Here is a 15,882-nt window from a genome sequence, read left to right as displayed (position 1 = left end):
GCGCTGGGACCGGGTGTTGTTCGCCATGGTTCTTAGAACCTGTTTACGATCTGCTGCGCGTCGGCGATACGGCGTTGAAAACGAACTCAAAATGCTCATGCACCACTTGTACATTCCGCTTTTTCGCTCGTTTCCGCCTTGTCTCGCTCTTGCTCGCGAGATCGTAAACACGTTCTTAGTCCAGCAGCTTCCAGGCCACGCTCTCGCCGGCGCGCAGCGGCACCAGCGCGTCGCCGTCGTAGGGCAGCGTGTCCGGCACGGTCCACGCCTGCTTGGCCAGGGTCACGCGCTCCTTGTTGACCGGCAGGCGGTAGAAGGCCGGGCCGTTGAGGCTGGCGAAGGCTTCCAGCTTGTCCAGCGCGCCGGCCGCTTCGAAGGCCTCGGCGTACAGCTCGATGGCGGCGTTGGCGGTGTACATGCCGGCGCAGCCGCAACTGCTCTCCTTGGCGTGGCGCGCGTGCGGCGCGCTGTCGGTGCCGAGGAAGAACTTGGCGGAGCCGCTGGCGGCGGCCTTGAGCAGCGCCTGGCGGTGCAGCTCGCGTTTGAGCACCGGCAGGCAATAATGATGTGGGCGGATGCCGCCGACGAACAGCGCGTTGCGGTTCATCAGCAGGTGGTGGGCGGTGATGGTGGCGGCGACGTTGTCCGGCGCGGCGGCCACGTATTCGGCGGCGTCGCGGGTGGTGATGTGCTCGAACACCACGCGCAGCGCGGGCAGCTTGGCCAGCAGGGGTTGGAACACCTGTTCGATGAAGGCCGCCTCGCGGTCGAACACGTCGATGGCCGGATCGGTGACTTCGCCGTGAACCAGCAGTGGCAGGCCGGCTTCGGCCATGGCCTCCAGCGCCGGCATGGCCTTGTTGACGTCGGATACGCCGAAGTCGGAATTCGTGGTGGCGCCGGCCGGGTAGAGCTTGACCGCGTGGACGAAGCCGCTGGCCTTGGCCTTGCGGATTTCCGCCGGCGAGGTGTTGTCGGTCAGGTAGAGCGTCATCAGCGGCTCGAAGCGGCTGCCGGCCGGGCGCGCGGCCAGGATGCGTTCGCGGTAAGCGGCGGCGGCTTCCACGGTGGTCACCGGAGGCTTGAGGTTGGGCATGATGATGGCGCGGCCCATCTGACGACAGGTGTCGGGCAATACGGCGGCCAGCGCCGCGCCGTCGCGCAGGTGCAGATGCCAGTCATCGGGGCGGATCAGGGTCAGGGTTTGCGTCATGGTCTTGCCTGCGGGTAGCGATGAAAAGGGCGGCGGCCAACAAAGAACCTGTTTACAAGCTGCTGCGCGTCGTGAGAAGCGACACGGCGCGTACGTCTTCAGAATCCTCATGTACTCTATGTACATTCCGCTTCTTCAGCCGCTTTCGCCTTGTCTCGCCTTTGCTCGCGAGGTTGTAAACTGGCTCTGAGCCATCGGGGTTATTTCCGTTTCAGCACCATGCGGAATTTGCCTTCCGCCGTGGTGTCCGAGGTCAACAGCGCGTTGCCGGTTTGGCGGCAGAAGGCTTCGAAGTCCTTGGGCGCGCCGGGATCGGTGGCGATCACCTCCAGCACCGCGCCGCTGTCCATTTCCGCCAGCGCCTTCTTGGCGCGCAGGATGGGCAGCGGGCAGTTGAGGCCGGAGAGGTCTATGGTCTTGTCGAAATTCATGGTCCGGCTTCCTCAGCCTTATCAGTTACAATGGAGAGAAGCCCGGCCGCTTGGAACCCGTTCAAGGCCGCGTCGCCGATGCGCGGCGGACATTGAGCGGAATACAGGCCTGGTCGGAACTGTCCGCGGCTGCTCCCTAAACCCTAAGTTTACGCGAGTCGCCAAGCCATCCTCAAATCGGTCTTCATCATGTGCGTGATCGCTTTTGCCTACAAGACCCCCGGACTGGGCCAACTGGTGTTGCTGGCCAACCGGGACGAATACTATGCGCGTCCGACCGAACCGCTGGATTGGTGGCCGCAATATCAGAATACGCTGGGCGGCCGCGACGCCGAGTCCGGCGGCGGTTGGCTGATGGTGGACGGCCGCGGCCGCATCGCCGCGGTGACGAATATCCGCGACGGCCATCCGGTCAAGGCGGAACGCTCGCGCGGGGAGCTGGTGGAGCGCTTCGTCGCCGGCGACGAGGATCCGTTCGCCTTCGCCGATTGGCTGCGCGCCGAGCAAGGCCGCTACGCGCCGTTTAACCTGCTGTTCGGCTATGCCTCGGACCTGTTTCATTTCCACAGCCGCGGCGGCCAGATCGCCCGGGTGACGCCGGGCATCCACACCTTGTCCAACGCCACGCTGGACACGCCGTGGTTCAAGAGCGAGCGGCTGGCGGAATATTTGCGCGAGTTTCAGCGCGTGCCCACCGAGGATCAGGCTTTCATCGCCCTGTCCGACGGCACGCCGGCGCCGCTGGGGCGGCTGCCCAATACCCGCATCGGCTCCGCGCTGGAACGGGTGTTGTCGCCCATCTTCATAAAAGGCCGCGACTACGGCACCCGCGCGTCCATGCTGCTGACGGTGTCGGCGCGCGGCGACATGCAGTTTTCGGAATTAAGCTGGGGCCTGGCCGGCAGGGAAACCGGCCGCCGCCGTTTCACCTTGCGTCCGGGCCAGCCAAGCGCGGCTCCGGCGCGCTGAACGAGGAGTAGTGATTTGAAGACCTTTGCCGCCATCATCGTGCTGGCCCTGTGCGCCGCGCAGCCGGCGTTGGCCGACAACAAGATCAAGAAGAACATCGATTTCGCGCCCGATGTGCCATGGCAGGAGGGCGACTACCAGTTGCCGCCGTATCCGGCGCAGCCGGATTGGATCGCGGTGAGCACTGATAATCTGCAGACCAACCAGTATTTCGTCGACGCCAAGACTCTGAGCGCGGGCGAGGACGGGGTGGTGCGGATGATCGTGCGGGTGAAGAGCCCGGCCGGCGCGGAAAACCTGAGCTTCGAGGGCCTGCTGTGCAATGAGGGCAGCTATCGCGCCTACGCCTTCGGCAACAGCATCGATAAAAACTGGATCCGCTCCAACAAGGCGGTGTGGCGCAAGATTGATCATGACGACAAGCTGCGCCGTTCGCTGCGCGATCTGGCCTGCCCGGACAAGCGCGCGCCGCGCGACGCCGAGGAGGCGATCAAGCGTTTGCGTCAGGGCTGAGGCCGCTGCAAACAGAAAGGCCCGCGGCGGACATCCGGCGCGGGCTTTTTCGCGTCAGGCGCGCAGCGCGCGCCGCCTTTCCCGCCAGGCCGCGTGGCGTTGCGCCAGCGCGTCGAAATACAGATAGAGCACTGGGGTGATGTAGAGCGTGACCACCTGGGAGAACACCAGGCCGCCCACCACCGCCAGGCCCAAGGGCTGGCGCAACTCGGCGCCGGCGCCCAGGCCCAGCGCAATGGGTAGCGCGCCCATCAAGGCCGCCAAGGTGGTCATCATGATGGGCCGGAAACGCAGCAGACAGGCGGCGTGGATGGCCTGCTCCGGCGACATGCCCTGCTTGCGCTGCGCTTCCAGCGCGAAGTCGATCATCATGATGGCGTTCTTTTTGACGATGCCGATCAACATCAGGATGCCGATGCTGGCGATCACGGTCAGTTCCTGGCCAAACAGCATCAGCGTGCCCAGCGCGCCGATGGCGGCGGAGGGCAGGCCGGACAGAATGGTCAGCGGGTGGATATAGCTTTCGTACAGCACCCCCAGCAGCACGTAGATCACCGCCACCGCGATGCCCAGCAGCAGGATTTGGCTGCCCTGGGTTTCTTCGAAGGCGGCGGCGTCGCCGCTGTAACTGGTGGCGATGGAGGCGGGCAGGGCGATGCGCTCTTTGAGCTGGCGCAGGTGCTGGTCCGCCTGGCTCAGCGGGATGCCGGGCGCCAGGTTGAAGGACAGCGTCACCGCCTGCAACTGGCCTTGATGGTTGACCGAGATCGGGCCGACGGTGCGCTCCACCGAGGCGATGCTGGACAGCGGCACCAGTTGGCCGTCGGCGGCGCGCACGCGCAGACGCGAGAAGTCGAACTCGTTGACCTTGAACGGGTCGTCCGCCTGCAGGATCACCTGATAGTTGTCGCTGGCGGTGTAGATGGTGGAAATCTGCCGCTCGCCGAAGGCGCTGTACAGCGCGCTGCGTATGCTCTGGATATCCACGCCCAGCAGGTTGGCCTTGTCGCGGTCTATGTTCAGCTTGGCTTGCAGGCCCTTGAGCTGGGAGTCGCTGGTGACGTCGCGGAAGATGGGATCGGCCTGCATCCGCTGCAAGAGTTTGTCGGACCAGGTGTTCAGGCTTTCCGCCTGTATGCCTTGGAGAGTGTATTGATAGCGGCTTTTGCTCTGGCGGCCGCCCAGGCGCAGGTTCTGCGTCGGGTTCAGATAGACGCTGAGCCCCGGCACCGCTCGCAGGTCGCGGCGCAGGCTTTCCATGGTCGGGTCCAGTTTGGCGCGCTCGCCGCGCGGTTTGAGCTGGATGAACATGCGGCCGGTGTTGCCGCCGGACAGCGAGGAGGTGGCGAAGGCGACGTTGGGGTTGGCCTGGGTGATGGCGGCGGCGCGTTGCAGCAGTTTGAGCATGGCGTCGTAGGAGATGTCCTGCGCCGCCTCGGTGCTGGCCATGATCTGGCCGGTGTCCTCGGTGGGGAAGAAGCCCTTGGGAATGCCGTTGAACATCAATGCGGTCAGGACGAAGGTGGACAGCGCGCCGGCCAGGGTCAGGCGGCGATGCTTGAGCGCCAGGTCCAGCGTGCGGCGATAGCCGGCCAGCACCGCGTCGAAGCCGTTCTCCAGCGCTGCGGCCAGCCGGCCGCGCTGGGCTTGGTGTCCAATCGAGTCGGCGCTGAGAAAGCGCGAGGACAGCAAGGGGATCAGGGTTAGCGACACCGCCGCCGACACCAGCACCGCCAGCGACACCACCACGGCGAATTCGTGGAACAGCAGGCCGATCACGCCCTGCATGAAGAAGATGGGGATGAAGATGGCCACCAGCGACAGCGAGATCGACACGATGGTGAAGGCGATTTCACGCGAGCCCCTCAGCGCCGCCTCCATCGGGGACAAGCCCTCTTCGATATAACGGACGATGTTTTCCAACATCACGATGGCGTCGTCCACCACCAGGCCCACCGCCAGCGTGATGCCCAGCAACGAGATATTGTCCAGGCTGTAGCCCAGCCAGTACATCAGCCCTATGGTGCCGATCAGCGAGATCGGCAGCGACAGCGCAGGAATCAGCGTGGCCGCCATGCGCTGCAGGAACATGAAGATCACCATGATCACCAGCGCGATGGTGAGCAACAGGGTCAGCTTGACGTCGTGGATGGCTTCGCGGATGGACTGCGAGCGGTCGTTGAGCAGGTTCAGCCGCACCGAGCCGGGCAATTGCGCCTGCAGTTGCGGCAGCTCCTTGCGGATGGCGTCCACCACCGCCACGGTGTTGGCGTCGCTCTGACGCATCACCGCCAGCACGATGGAGCGCTCGCCGTTGACCCAACTGCCGGTCTTGAGGTTTTCCACGCTGTCTTCCACCGCGGCCACGTCGGACAGCCTCACCGGCAGGCCGTTGCGGCTGGCGATCACCAGCTTGGCGAACTGGGCGGCGTTTTGCAGCTGGCGGTTGGCTTCCACCGTCATCAGTTGCGATTTGCCCTCCAGCGTGCCCACCGGGGTGTTGACGTTGGCGGCGCGGATGCTGGCGGCCACGTCGTCCAGCGTCAAATTGCGCGAGGCCAGCTTGCCCGGGTCGGCCTTGATCCGCACCGCGTAGCGCTTCTGGCCGAAGATGTTGACCTGGGCCACGCCCTTGAGGGTGGCGATATTGGGCGAGATCCAGTTCTCGGCGTAGTCGTTGAGGTCGGACAGCGACATGGACGGCGAATTGAGCGCCAGCAACAGCACCGGCGAATCCGCCGGGTTGACCTTGCGGTAGGACGGGGTCGAGGTCATTTCCGTCGGCAGCGAACGCTGTGCGCGCAGCAGCGCCGCCTGCACGTCCACCGCCGCCAGGTCGATATTGCGGTCGTTGTCGAATTCCAGCGTGATGGAGGTGCTGCCCAGGGAACTGGACGAGCTGATCACCGAGATGCCGGGAATGGTGGAAAACTGCTTTTCCAGAGGCGCGGCCACCGAGGAGGCCATGCTGTCCGGGCTGGCGCCGGGCAGGCTGGCGGAGACGTTGATGGTGGGCGTATCGAAGCTGGGCAGCGCGGCGATGGGCAGCTTCTGATAGGCGATCAGGCCGGCCACCACCAGGGACAGGCACAGCAGCACCGTCATCACCGGACGGCGGATGCAGAGCTCGGAGATTTGCATCATTGGCCTCCGCTGGCCGGGCCGGCCGAGGCCGCGCGCACCTTGTCGCCGGGGCGCAGATTGAGGCCGCCGTTGGACACCACGGCATCGCCGACGCGCAGGCCTTTGACGACGGCTTTTTCCTTATGAATGGCCAGCAGTTCCACCGGCGCGCGCTTGACGCTGCCGTCGGCCTGCACCGCGTAGCTGAATTTGCCTTCCGGCCCGGTGAGCAGCGCCGCCACCGGGATGGTGGCCGCCTGCTGGTAGCGGCCTGCGTTGAGCGAGACGGTGACGAACTGGCCCGGCCACAGCCTGCCGTCCTGATTGGAAAACTCGGCTTTCAGCGTGAGCGTGCCGTTGGCGCTGTCCACCGCGCTGTCGATGAAGACCAGCTTGCCGTCCACGCTGTCGCCGCTGTCCGGCAGCGTGGCGCGCACCAGCAGCTTGCCGGCGGCCTGGGCCGCGCGCACCGCGCCCAGCTCGCGCTCCGGCAGGGTAAAGGTGGCGTTGATCGGATGAATACGAGTGATGGTCAGCATCGGCGCGGCCATGCCCGGCTGCGCCAAGGTGCCCGGATAGACGCTGATGACGCCGATGCGCCCGCCTATGGATGCCCGCAGCGTTTTATAGTCCAGCGCCGCCCGCGCCGCTTCCACTTGGGCGCGGTCGGCGGCGACGGTGGCGCTGAGCGCGTCTGCCTTGGATTGATTGGCGTCTACCACGCTTTGCGAGACGAAGTTTTTCGCCAGAAGGTCGCGGCTGCGCGCCAGGTCGCGTTCGGCGTTTTTCAGTTGGGCCTGATCGCTGAGCGTCTGCGCCTGGGCTTTTTTCAACTGGGCGGTTTCCGCCGCCGCGTCCAGCGTGAACAGCAATTGGCCCGGAGCCACGTTTTGGCCTTCCTTGACGTGGACCTTGGCCACCATGCCGGAGACCTGAGGCTTGACCTCCACCTTTTCAATGGCGGTGACATTGCCGGTGGCGTTCAGCTCGATCGGCAGATCCTCCGCCGCCACTTTGGCGATGCCAACGGCAATCGGCGGGCGCGCCGCGGTTTTTGCAGCGGCCGCGGTTGTTCTGGAGCCATACCAGCCGGCCAGGCCGGCCGCAGCCAGAGCAAGCGCGGCTGCGCTTGCAACGACTCGTTTCTTCATCTTTTATTCTCGCTCTTGGGGCGGGCGCCTAGCCCGCCGTGTGGATGCCAGGCGTCGTCCCATCGATACCTGTCGGCGCATGCCGGCGTCGCCGCTTGCCGCGGACATTTAGTCCGGCGACGGGCCGCGTTCCAGGGCGTCTCTCCGCCGCCGGTCGCGTGGCTCGGAAGACCGGGCCGGACTCCGTCCGCTATTTGGAATGATAGGGCTGAATAAGCCTTGCGGATCAGGAAGATGCGTTGGCGGCGCGGACTGGGCGCCTGGGGCTGCGGCCGGGAAGCCGGCGCGGCGCGCGGCATGCGTCGGGTCGAGCTTACTCAAGCCCCTCCGTTTTCGCCAAGCGCAAAAGCGTTAATGATTTTGGAAAAAGCCGCCAAAAAGAAAATTAGATTACTCTGATATGTCTTTGGATTAATTGTATAGGCTTATTTTGTCTATCCATGAGCAATGGGTATGTGAGCCAATAATTTTTAGAATGCCAAGACGTATAAAGTGAAAAACTGCCGCGAAATCAGAAGGCTGTGGCAGCTAATGTGGGCAAGGATAGTCAATTTGCGACTAAAACGTTAAATCGCTCGCCGCGGCGTCGTGCTTAGCACTTGAAGTATTCAAAATCCTCAGCGCATAATGGCCGCCAACCACTCTGGATACAATCGAGTGAAGATTCTGATCGTCCCGCGATATCGACGGGATCGACAATACTTAGGAGAGTAGGCGAGATGGCTGATAAAAAATCGCTACAGACAATCGCGGCCGCCGTGGCGCTGGCCCTGACTTCCGGCGCGGCCCTGGCCGCCATCGTGCCGCCGGGCACCAAGTTGGCCGCCAAGCAGGAACTGGTGCGCTCCAACGGCTCCGAACCGGAATCGCTGGACCCGATGGTAGTGGAGGGCGTGCCCGCCAACATCATCACTCATGACCTGTTCGAAGGCCTGACCGCCACCGACAACGAAGGCAAGCTGCAGCCCGGCGTGGCCGAATCCTGGAAACAGACCGCGCCCACTACCTGGGTGTTCAAGCTGCGCAAGAACGCCAAATGGTCCGACGGCAGCGGCGTGACCGCCGACGATTTCGTCTACGGCATCCGCCGCCTGGTGGATCCCAAGCTGGCCGCTCCCTACGCCGGCACCTTCGGCATCTTCTTCCTGAACGGCGAGGCCATCGTGGCCGGCAAGAAGCCGGTGACCGCCATCGGCGTCAAGGCCCTGGACAAATACACCGTACAAGTGGATACCGCCTTCCCGGTGTCCTACCTGCCGGAACTGATGTCCAACGCCCAACTGGGCCCCGCGCCCAAGGCGGTGATCGACAAGTTCGGCAAAGACTGGGTCAAGCCGGGCAAGATGGTCAGCAACGGCCCCTTCGTGCTGAAAGACTGGCAAGTCAACAGCAAGGTGGTGATTGAGAAGAACGCGCAGTACTGGAACGCCAAGAATGTGCAGCTGACCCGCGTCAGCTTCCTGCCCATCGAAGACCAGAACGCGGATCAGAAGCTGTACCAGTCCGGTCAGAGCGACATGACCTACGAGATCCCGCCGGGCAGCTTCGACAAGCTCAAGAGCGCCATGCCCAAGGATCTGAAAACCTCCACCATCCTGGGTTTGCGCTATTACAGCCTGAACAACAAGGACCCGCTGCTGAAGGACGTGCGCGTGCGCAAGGCGCTGTCCATGGTGGTGGACCGCGACCTGATGGCCAAGAAAATCACCGGCGACGGCCAGCTGCCGTCCTATAGCGTGATGGTCAAGGGCGTGCACGGCGGCCTGCCCACCAGCTACGACTGGGCGCAATGGCCGATGGCCAAGCGCGTGGACGAGGCCAAGAAGCTGCTGGCCCAGGCCGGCGTGAAGCCGGGCACCACGCTCAAGCTGTCTTACAACACCAGCGACTACCACAAGAAGATGGCCATCTTCGTGGCCTCCGAGTGGAAGAGCAAGCTGGGCTTCAACACCTCCATGGAAAACATGGAGTTCAAAGTCTTCCTGAAGAAACGCCACGACGGCGACTATCAGGTGGCGCGCAACGGCTGGCTGGCCGACTATAACGACGCCACTACCTTCCTAGCGCTGGTTCAGTGCGGCAATACCCAGAACGACAACTTCAACTGCAACAAGAAAGCGGAAGAGTTGATCAAGCAGGGCAATGAAAGCACCGATCAAGCCAAGCGCACCCAACTGCTGACGCAGGCCACCAAACTGGTGATGGACGACTACCCGATGATCCCGGTGTTGCAGTACACGCTGCCGCGCCTGGTGAAACCGTATGTGGGCGGCTACTCGCTGAAGAACCCGGTGGATCGCTACCGCAGCAAGGATCTCTACATCATCCAGCATTGATCGCCGGCCTCGCGCCGACCCCTGAACGCCTCCAGTCCCTAGCGGGACCGGAGGCGCGCGGGCGGACGCGCGTTAGCCTTGATCTGAAAACGGGGGCAACCCCGGTGTGTTGAGCGGGCCGCCGTCGCAAACGGCGCCCGCCCGTGACTGATCGGTGTCAATCGCCGTTGGTCCGTCCGCAGCCCGCGCATCGCGCCGGCGCGCGTCGGGCGCGGCGAGTCGGAGTAATTTGCAATGTGGTCCTACACCTTACGACGCGTGCTGTTGACGATCCCCACCGTGTTGGCCGTCATCACCGTCTGTTATCTGCTGCTGCACATGACCCCTGGCGGCCCCTTCGACGGGGAGCGCAAAGTTTCCGAGGCGGTATTGGCCAATCTGCAGGCCAAATACCATCTCGACCTGCCCTTGTGGCAGCAATACCTGTATTACCTGAAGAGCCTGCTGCAAGGCGATCTGGGCGCCTCCTTCCGCTATTCGGACTGGAGCGTCAACGATCTGGTGGCCAAGGCGCTGCCGGTGTCGGCGACCATAGGCGGCAGCGCCATCCTGATTTCGCTGGTGATAGGCGTGGCGCTGGGCATCGTCGCCGCCTTGCGTCAGAACAGCGCGGTGGATTACCTGGTGATGCTGATCAGCAATATGGGCAGCGCTTTCCCGTCCTTCATCATCGGCCCGGTGCTGGTGCTGATCTTCGCCGTCACCCTGCAATGGCTGCCGTCCGGCGGCTGGAACGATTTCGATCCGCGCTTCATGATCCTGCCGGTGGCGCTGCTGACCTTCATCAACGTGGCCACCATCGGCCGGGTGATGCGCGGCAGCCTGATCGAGGTGCTGGGCAGCAACTTCATCCGCACCGCGCGCGCCAAGGGCCTGCCGATGCGCACCATCATCGTCCGCCACGCGTTGAAGCCGGCCTTGATGCCGGTGGTGACGCTGCTGGGGCCGCTGACCATTTCCTCGATCACCTCCGCCGTGGTCACCGAGTCCATCTTCTCTCTGCCCGGCCTGGGCAAGCTCATCGTCAACGGCGCGTCCAATCGCGACTACACGCTGGTGCTGGGCCTGGTGGTGCTGGTGACGGTGATTGCCGTGCTGCTCAATCTGCTGGTCGACCTGGCTTACGCCTTCCTCGATCCCAAGATTCGCTATTGACGCGCGTGACCGCGAAGGATTCCCCATGTTGAGAAGCAAACAGAAGCAAGCGGCGATCGCGCTGGAGACCCGTCTGGACGACGCCGCCGTTGAAGGCCGCAGCCCGTGGCGCGACGCGCGCATCCGCTTTTTCCGCAACCGCGCGGCCGTGGTCAGCCTGATCATCCTGTCGCTGATCGTGCTGGCCTGTATTTTCGGGCCGATGTTCCTGCCCCATACCTATGACGACACCGACTGGGACGCCATCAGCCTGGCGCCCACCTGGCAGGGCATGCACTGGTTCGGCACCGACGACTTGGGCCGCGACCTGCTGGTGCGCACCCTGATAGGCGGCCGCATCTCGCTGATGGTGGGCGCGTTGGCCACCGTCGCCGCGGTGATCATAGGCGTGCTGTGGGGCGCCAGCGCCGGCTTCCTCGGCGGCAAGATAGACAACCTGATGATGCGCATCGTGGACATGATGTACGCGGTGCCCTATCTGCTGATCGCCATCCTGATGGTGACCCTGTTGGGCCGCGAGTTCTATCTGGTGGTGCTGACCATCACCATTCTGGGCTGGATGGACATGGCGCGCGTGGTGCGCGGCCAGACGCTGTCGATCAAGTCCAAGGAATACGTGGAAGCCGCCCGCGCCATCGGCGTGTCCACCGCCACCATCATCGCCCGCCACATCGTGCCCAATCTGCTGGGCATCGTGGTGATCTACACTACGGTAACGGTGCCGGGGGTGATTCTGACCGAATCGGTGCTGTCCTTCCTGGGCCTGGGCGTGCAAGAGCCGATGACCAGCTGGGGCGTCTTGATCGGCGACGGCACCAAGACCATGGAAAGCCAGCCCTGGCAGCTGTTGTTCCCCGCCGGCATGTTGTCGCTGACCTTGTACTGCGCCAACTATATCGGCGACGGCCTGCGCGACGCGCTGGACCCGAAAGATCGATGAGCCCGAGGTAGAACCACTATGAGCATTTTGAAAGTCAGCAATCTCGGGGTCCAGTTCCAGACCAACGACGGCATGGTCAACGCCGTCAACGGCGTCAGTTTCGAACTGGACAAAGGTCAGACCCTGGGCATCGTCGGCGAGTCCGGCTCCGGCAAAAGCCAGAGCGTGTTGTCCATCATGGGCCTGTTGGCCCGCAACGGTTCCACCAGCGGCGAAGTGCTGTTTCACGGCAAAGACCTGCTGACCATGGGCGCCCCGGAACTGAACGCCATCCGCGGCGACCGCGTGTCCATGATCTTCCAGGACCCGATGACCTCGCTCAACCCCTACCTGACGGTGGAGCGGCAGATGACCGAGGTGTTGGAACTGCACAAGGGCATGAGCCGGCGCTCGGCCAAGAAGCGCGCGATCGAGCTTTTGGAAGCGGTGCGCATTCCGGAAGCGGCGCGCCGCGTGGACATGTATCCGCATGAGTTCTCCGGCGGCATGCGCCAACGGGTGATGATAGCGATGGCGCTGCTGTGCGAGCCGGAAGTGCTGATCGCCGACGAACCCACCACCGCGCTGGACGTGACGGTGCAGGCGCAAATCCTGACGCTGCTGAAGGATCTGCAGCGCGATTTCGGCACCTCCATCATCATGATCACCCACGATTTGGGCGTGGTGGCGGGCCTGTGCGAAAAAGTGATGGTGATGTACGGCGGCCGGGTGATGGAATACGGCGACGCCGACAGCATCTTCTACCATCCCAGCCACCCTTACACCATCGGCCTGCTGGGCGCGCTGCCGCGGCTGGACCACGACGGCAGCGAGCTGATCAGCATCCCCGGCAACCCGCCCAATATGGCGCACATGCCCAAGGGCTGCCCGTTCTCCGAACGTTGCCAGCACAGCACCGAGCGCTGTGCCGACGAGCTGCCGCTGCTGCAGGCCAGCAGCCACAATCCGCAGGTGATACGCGCCTGTCACAAGCCGGCCGTCGAGCTGGCGCAAGCAGCCCAGGAGGTGGCCCATGTCTGAACAAGCCAAACAAGCCATTCTCTCGGTGCGCGACGTTAAAGTGCACTTCCAGGTCAAGGGGAACGACAGCTGGCCGTGGAGCGCCAAGAAAACCCTGAAGGCGGTGGACGGCGTCAGCTTCGACCTCTACGCCGGGGAAACGCTGGGCGTGGTGGGCGAATCCGGCTGCGGCAAATCCACGCTCAGCCGCGCCATCCTGAACCTGATTCCCGCCACCGACGGCGAAATCGTCTGGATGGGCAAGGACTTGCGCAAAGGCAGCGACAAGGATTGGCTGGCGGTGCGCAAGGACATCCAGATGATCTTCCAGGATCCGCTGGCTTCGCTCAATCCGCGGATGACGGTGGCCCACATCATCGGCGAGCCGCTGCGCGTGCACAAGCCGGAGCTGGGGCCGGAGGAAGTGATGCGCCGGGTCAAGGCGATGATGGCCAAGGTGGGCCTGCGCGAGCAGATGATCAACCGCTATCCGCACGAGTTCTCCGGCGGCCAGTGTCAGCGCATCGGCATCGCCCGCGCGCTGATCCTGGAGCCCAAGCTCATCATCTGCGACGAGCCGGTATCGGCGCTGGACGTGTCCATCCAGGCGCAGATCATCAATTTGCTCAAGGAGTTGCAGCGCGAAATGGGCCTGGCGCTGATTTTCATCGCCCATGATCTGGCCGTGGTCAAACACATCTCCGACCGCATCCTGGTGATGTATCTGGGCCGCGAGATGGAACTGGCGGAAAAGGCCGCGCTGTACGACGCGCCGTCCCACCCCTACACCCGCGCCTTGCTGTCGGCGATTCCCATCCCGGATCCGAAGCTGGAAAAGACCAAGGTGATCCAGATCCTGCAAGGCGACTTGCCTAGCCCGATCAACCCGCCGTCCGGCTGCGTGTTCCGCACCCGTTGCCCTCAGGCGGAGGCGCGCTGCGCTCAGCAGGCCACGCCGTTGCGCCGGGTCAGCGAGCAGAGCCAGTCCTCTTGCCTGCTGGCTTGAGCCGGCTTCGCCCCGCGACCAACCGCCCTTAGGGGCGGTTTTTTCATGTCCGGGCCCGGCCTTCGCTATAGTGGCGGAGTGGCATCAAGTAAAAATCCAAACATGAAAACCACGCTCAAAATCGCCACCGGCCTGCTGGCCGCGTTGGCCTTGGGGTATTCGGCGCTGCTGTGGGCCGATTCCGACGCCTTGTGGAACATCGTCAACCGGCAGTGCCAGCCCAATCAGCAAGCCACCGGTCAGCCAGCGCCCTGCGCCGAAGTGAACTTGAGCGGCGGCGAGGCCGGCGGGTACGCGGTGCTGAAAGACCGCAACGGCTGGCTGCAATATTTGCTGATCCCCACCGCCCGCCTCAGCGGCATCGAAAGCCCGGAACTGTTGATCGAGCGAGCGCCGGATTACTGGGGGGCGGCCTGGCGCGCGCGCGGCTTTTTGGAGCAGCGCTACGGCCGGCCGATTCCGCGCGAACTGCTGTCGCTGACGATCAACTCCCAGTACGGGCGCACGCAAAACCAGCTGCACATCCATATCTCCTGCACCAACGCCACCGTGCGTCAACAACTGGAAGACCTGAAAGACAGCTTGAACGAAGAGTGGCGGGAACTGCCGGTGGAGCTGCAAGGCCATGTCTACTGGGCGCGGGCTCTGGCGGCCAAGGCCGACGGCGGGCCCGAAGTGGATCCATTCAAGGCGCTGGCGGCCGGGCTGCCGGAAGCCGGCCTGGAAATGGGCCGCTACGGCCTGGCCTTGGTGGCGACGCGGCTGACAGACGGACGCGACGGTTTCATACTGCTGAGCAGCCGCGCCAGCCTGATCGGCGCCAACCGCGCCTCGGTCGAGGAGTTGCAGGACCACCCGTGTCCGGCGCTGCGCGCCGGCGAGCGAGGCGCGTCCGTTAATGGTTCTTATGCGTTGCGTCTCCGCGACAACCATTCACACTCCGCTTCTCCACCGGCCTAGCGTGGTTTCGAAAAAACCTTTGCGCTGGCAAGGGCTTGCCGATTTAAGCGCCTAGGAGGCCGTGAATCGGGAATGGCGGGTAGTTATGCCAATCGCTTTTCAAGCGGAGGCAAAGCGGATAGCATCCGTCTGCTTTATTTGTAAATTGAATTTGTAAATTAAATGAGACTGACAACATGAAAAAATTCGCTCTGACAGTTCTGGCTGCTGCTTGCTTCTCCGCTCCGGCGCACGCTTTCGATCTGGGCTCCATGATCAGCGCCGGTTCCGACCTGGTGAAATCCGCCACGCTCAGCGACGCCGACGTCAAAGCCATGGCGGCCGAATCCAGCGTGGTGATGGACAAGAAGAACAAAGTGGCTCCGGCCTCCAACGCCTATTCCAAGCGCCTGGCCAAGATGGTCAAAGGCCTGGACAGCGAAGACGGCACCAAGCTGAACTTCAAGGTTTATCTGACCAAGGAAGTCAACGCCTTCGCCATGGCCGACGGCACCGTGCGCGTGTACAGCGGCCTGATGGACAAGATGAACGACGATGAAGTGCGCTTCGTCATCGGCCATGAAATCGGCCACGTGAAACTGGGCCACACCAAGAAAGCCATGCAACTGGCCTACGCCACTTCCGCTGCGCGCAAGGGCGCGGCCGGCAGCGGCAACAGCGTCGCCAGCAGCTTGTCCGAATCCGAGCTCGGCGGCTTCGCCGAAGCTGTGGTGAACGCGCAGTTCTCCCAATCTCAGGAAAGCGACGCCGACGGCTACTCGGTGGGCTTCCTCAAGCGCCACAACTACAACGTTCAAGGCGGTCCGGCCGCCTTGCGCAAGCTGGCGGACCTGTACGGCAACGACAGTAGCCTGCTGTCCAGCCACCCGGCGCCGGGCGACCGCGCGGTGAAACTGGAAAAGCAGATCCAGAGCATGTAAGCGGCATTCGCTCGCAAGCGAAAAGCACCGCCGGGGCGGTAATGCCGTTCACTTAGCGGATCGAACTTGTTTGATCGGGTAACGGGACGGCTGCTTTTTCACAACGCGAGGGCATTCACGCCCTCGCCGTTGTTTCGAAAGTAGCAATTCACCCAAGCGCTCGCGC

The 15,882-nt window shown here is 63.6% G+C and carries 13 protein-coding genes; 9 read left to right on the top strand and 4 right to left on the bottom strand.

What is annotated here, in order from left to right; genetic code table 11:
- Nucleotides 1-175 precede the first annotated feature (175 nt).
- On the bottom strand, nucleotides 176-1,213 hold the full coding sequence (gene pyrC / locus HA052_RS00065; RefSeq protein WP_166450315.1) for a dihydroorotase: 1,038 nt from the start codon (nucleotides 1,211-1,213) through the stop codon (nucleotides 176-178).
- Nucleotides 1,214-1,413: 200 nt separating this feature from the next.
- Nucleotides 1,414-1,644 carry a sulfurtransferase TusA family protein gene (locus HA052_RS00060; RefSeq protein ID WP_043589636.1) on the bottom strand — a complete coding sequence of 77 codons (231 nt, stop codon included), beginning with the start codon at nucleotides 1,642-1,644 and terminating at the stop codon, nucleotides 1,414-1,416.
- 189 nt (nucleotides 1,645-1,833) lie between these two features.
- On the opposite strand from HA052_RS00060, the gene HA052_RS00055 reads away from it, so the two are divergent.
- Both HA052_RS00055 and HA052_RS00050 read left to right on the top strand, forming a co-directional pair.
- Nucleotides 1,834-2,613, top strand: a complete 780-nt coding sequence (locus HA052_RS00055; RefSeq protein WP_166450314.1) for an NRDE family protein — start codon at nucleotides 1,834-1,836, stop codon at nucleotides 2,611-2,613.
- Between the two features lie 15 nt (nucleotides 2,614-2,628).
- The gene (locus HA052_RS00050) at nucleotides 2,629-3,126 is read left to right on the top strand and encodes a CNP1-like family protein (RefSeq protein ID WP_166450313.1); all 498 of its coding nucleotides are present in this window, start codon (nucleotides 2,629-2,631) and stop codon (nucleotides 3,124-3,126) included.
- Nucleotides 3,127-3,180: 54 nt separating this feature from the next.
- Here the strand turns inward: HA052_RS00050 and HA052_RS00045 are convergent, their stop codons facing one another.
- Entirely contained in the window at nucleotides 3,181-6,267 is a 3,087-nt protein-coding gene (locus tag HA052_RS00045) for an efflux RND transporter permease subunit (protein ID WP_166450312.1), read from the bottom strand.
- Nucleotides 6,267-7,400: an efflux RND transporter periplasmic adaptor subunit gene (locus tag HA052_RS00040; protein ID WP_166450311.1), complete on the bottom strand. Its 1,134-nt coding sequence runs from the start codon at nucleotides 7,398-7,400 to the stop codon at nucleotides 6,267-6,269. Before HA052_RS00040 ends, HA052_RS00045 begins: the two co-directional genes overlap by 1 nt.
- A gap of 719 nt (nucleotides 7,401-8,119) precedes the next feature.
- Here HA052_RS00040 and HA052_RS00035 point away from each other — a divergent pair.
- The 7 genes from HA052_RS00035 to HA052_RS00005 all read left to right on the top strand — a co-directional run bounded on the left by HA052_RS00035 (nucleotide 8,120) and on the right by HA052_RS00005 (nucleotide 15,716).
- Nucleotides 8,120-9,736: a peptide ABC transporter substrate-binding protein gene (locus HA052_RS00035; protein WP_166450310.1), complete on the top strand. Its 1,617-nt coding sequence runs from the start codon at nucleotides 8,120-8,122 to the stop codon at nucleotides 9,734-9,736.
- 234 nt (nucleotides 9,737-9,970) lie between these two features.
- A complete protein-coding gene (oppB, locus tag HA052_RS00030) occupies nucleotides 9,971-10,891 on the top strand; it encodes an oligopeptide ABC transporter permease OppB (protein ID WP_166450309.1) in 921 nt (306 codons plus the stop codon).
- Nucleotides 10,892-10,916: 25 nt separating this feature from the next.
- Nucleotides 10,917-11,831: an ABC transporter permease subunit gene (locus HA052_RS00025; RefSeq protein WP_081544824.1), complete on the top strand. Its 915-nt coding sequence runs from the start codon at nucleotides 10,917-10,919 to the stop codon at nucleotides 11,829-11,831.
- An 18-nt stretch (nucleotides 11,832-11,849) separates the two neighbouring features.
- On the top strand, nucleotides 11,850-12,851 hold the full coding sequence (locus HA052_RS00020) for an ABC transporter ATP-binding protein (RefSeq protein WP_166450308.1): 1,002 nt from the start codon (nucleotides 11,850-11,852) through the stop codon (nucleotides 12,849-12,851).
- On the top strand, nucleotides 12,844-13,836 hold the full coding sequence (gene oppF / locus HA052_RS00015; protein WP_166450307.1) for a murein tripeptide/oligopeptide ABC transporter ATP binding protein OppF: 993 nt from the start codon (nucleotides 12,844-12,846) through the stop codon (nucleotides 13,834-13,836). Before HA052_RS00020 ends, oppF begins: the two co-directional genes overlap by 8 nt.
- A 102-nt stretch (nucleotides 13,837-13,938) precedes the next feature.
- A complete protein-coding gene (locus tag HA052_RS00010; RefSeq protein WP_166450306.1) occupies nucleotides 13,939-14,796 on the top strand; it encodes a CDP-diacylglycerol diphosphatase in 858 nt (285 codons plus the stop codon).
- A gap of 176 nt (nucleotides 14,797-14,972) precedes the next feature.
- On the top strand, nucleotides 14,973-15,716 hold the full coding sequence (locus HA052_RS00005; protein WP_081544820.1) for a M48 family metallopeptidase: 744 nt from the start codon (nucleotides 14,973-14,975) through the stop codon (nucleotides 15,714-15,716).
- The last annotated feature ends 166 nt before the right edge of the window (nucleotides 15,717-15,882 follow it).

The organism is Chromobacterium fluminis (assembly GCF_011602385.1).
In the GTDB taxonomy this organism is placed as follows: Bacteria; Pseudomonadota; Gammaproteobacteria; order Burkholderiales; family Chromobacteriaceae; genus Chromobacterium; species Chromobacterium fluminis.
The sequence above is the reverse complement of the archived record's forward strand: the minus strand, read 5'-3'. Positions and strand labels throughout refer to the sequence as shown.

Coding starts and splice junctions, on each gene's coding strand:
- HA052_RS00020 (WP_166450308.1), top strand. CDS start 11,850: ATGAGCATTTTGAAAGTCAGCAATCTCGGGGTCCAGTTCCAGACCAAC.
- HA052_RS00055 (WP_166450314.1), top strand. CDS start 1,834: ATGTGCGTGATCGCTTTTGCCTACAAGACCCCCGGACTGGGCCAACTG.
- HA052_RS00045 (WP_166450312.1), bottom strand. CDS start 6,267: ATGCAAATCTCCGAGCTCTGCATCCGCCGTCCGGTGATGACGGTGCTG.
- oppB (WP_166450309.1), top strand. CDS start 9,971: ATGTGGTCCTACACCTTACGACGCGTGCTGTTGACGATCCCCACCGTG.
- HA052_RS00040 (WP_166450311.1), bottom strand. CDS start 7,400: ATGAAGAAACGAGTCGTTGCAAGCGCAGCCGCGCTTGCTCTGGCTGCG.
- HA052_RS00060 (WP_043589636.1), bottom strand. CDS start 1,644: ATGAATTTCGACAAGACCATAGACCTCTCCGGCCTCAACTGCCCGCTG.
- HA052_RS00035 (WP_166450310.1), top strand. CDS start 8,120: ATGGCTGATAAAAAATCGCTACAGACAATCGCGGCCGCCGTGGCGCTG.
- oppF (WP_166450307.1), top strand. CDS start 12,844: ATGTCTGAACAAGCCAAACAAGCCATTCTCTCGGTGCGCGACGTTAAA.
- HA052_RS00010 (WP_166450306.1), top strand. CDS start 13,939: ATGAAAACCACGCTCAAAATCGCCACCGGCCTGCTGGCCGCGTTGGCC.
- HA052_RS00005 (WP_081544820.1), top strand. CDS start 14,973: ATGAAAAAATTCGCTCTGACAGTTCTGGCTGCTGCTTGCTTCTCCGCT.
- HA052_RS00025 (WP_081544824.1), top strand. CDS start 10,917: ATGTTGAGAAGCAAACAGAAGCAAGCGGCGATCGCGCTGGAGACCCGT.
- pyrC (WP_166450315.1), bottom strand. CDS start 1,213: ATGACGCAAACCCTGACCCTGATCCGCCCCGATGACTGGCATCTGCAC.